The sequence below is a fragment of the Rhizobium sp. 2YAF20 genome (genome assembly GCF_052114685.1).
GTDB lineage: Bacteria > Pseudomonadota > Alphaproteobacteria > Rhizobiales > Rhizobiaceae > Rhizobium.
Genome location: NZ_JBFRFF010000135.1, coordinates 1 through 680 on the forward strand (window position 1 = coordinate 1; position 680 = coordinate 680).

Genomic DNA, 680 nt, shown 5'->3' on the forward strand with positions numbered 1-680 from the left:
CCCGCATCTCTGGCAAATCCAAGCTTGCCGAAGCCATTCGCTACGCCATCAACCGGCGCGAGACCTTTGAGCAGTTCCTGCGTGACGGCCGCATCGAAATAGACTCCAATATCGTCGAGCGGGCTATCAGGCCCCAAGCTATCGTTCGAAAAAACTCGCTCTTCGCCGGCAGTGCTGGCGGCGGTCGGACGTGGGCCACGATCGCAACGCTCGTTCAGACCGCAAAAATGAACAATGTCGATCCGCTCGGTAAGCATTCGCCGAGGGCCGCAGGTTCAGCCTTTCTTTCGCGATCGGCGCTTCCACTTTGAAGCTAAAGCCTCGACGTTTTTGCGGAGATTGGCGGCGTCGACATCGCCAGGATCGTAGTGCGCATCGCCCCACCATTCCACGAGTTCGTGGTGACGCTGATGGTTGGTGTCCGCAATGGCCTCGCGGAACTCTTCATAACCCCACGGACCGCCGACATCCTCCGGTGGACATCGTCCGGCAACTTCGAGAAGGAAGGGATCGTCGAAGCCGGCGGTCGCCGGAAAGATCTTTTCGATTTTCACGGTGTGCGTCCAGCCGTCGCCGAAGTCATAGAGATACTTGAATGATTTCGCGCCGATATCTTCGATGGCAGCAAGAAGCGTTTCCTTGCGCGCATCGATGGGACCATCAAATCCGCCATCAGGCAC

The 680-nt window shown here is 57.9% G+C and carries 1 protein-coding gene and 1 pseudogene; one reads left to right on the forward strand and one right to left on the reverse strand.

Annotation, left to right across the window (positions count from 1 at the left end; genetic code table 11):
- Positions 1-245 (forward strand): annotated as a pseudogene (locus AB4Z52_RS36270) (IS66 family transposase); the annotation flags it as partial.
- Positions 246-275: 30 nt separating this feature from the next.
- On the opposite strand, the gene AB4Z52_RS36275 reads toward AB4Z52_RS36270, so the two are convergent.
- A partial coding sequence (locus AB4Z52_RS36275) for a plasmid pRiA4b ORF-3 family protein (protein WP_442222624.1) occupies positions 276-680 on the reverse strand: 405 nt, incomplete at its 5' end.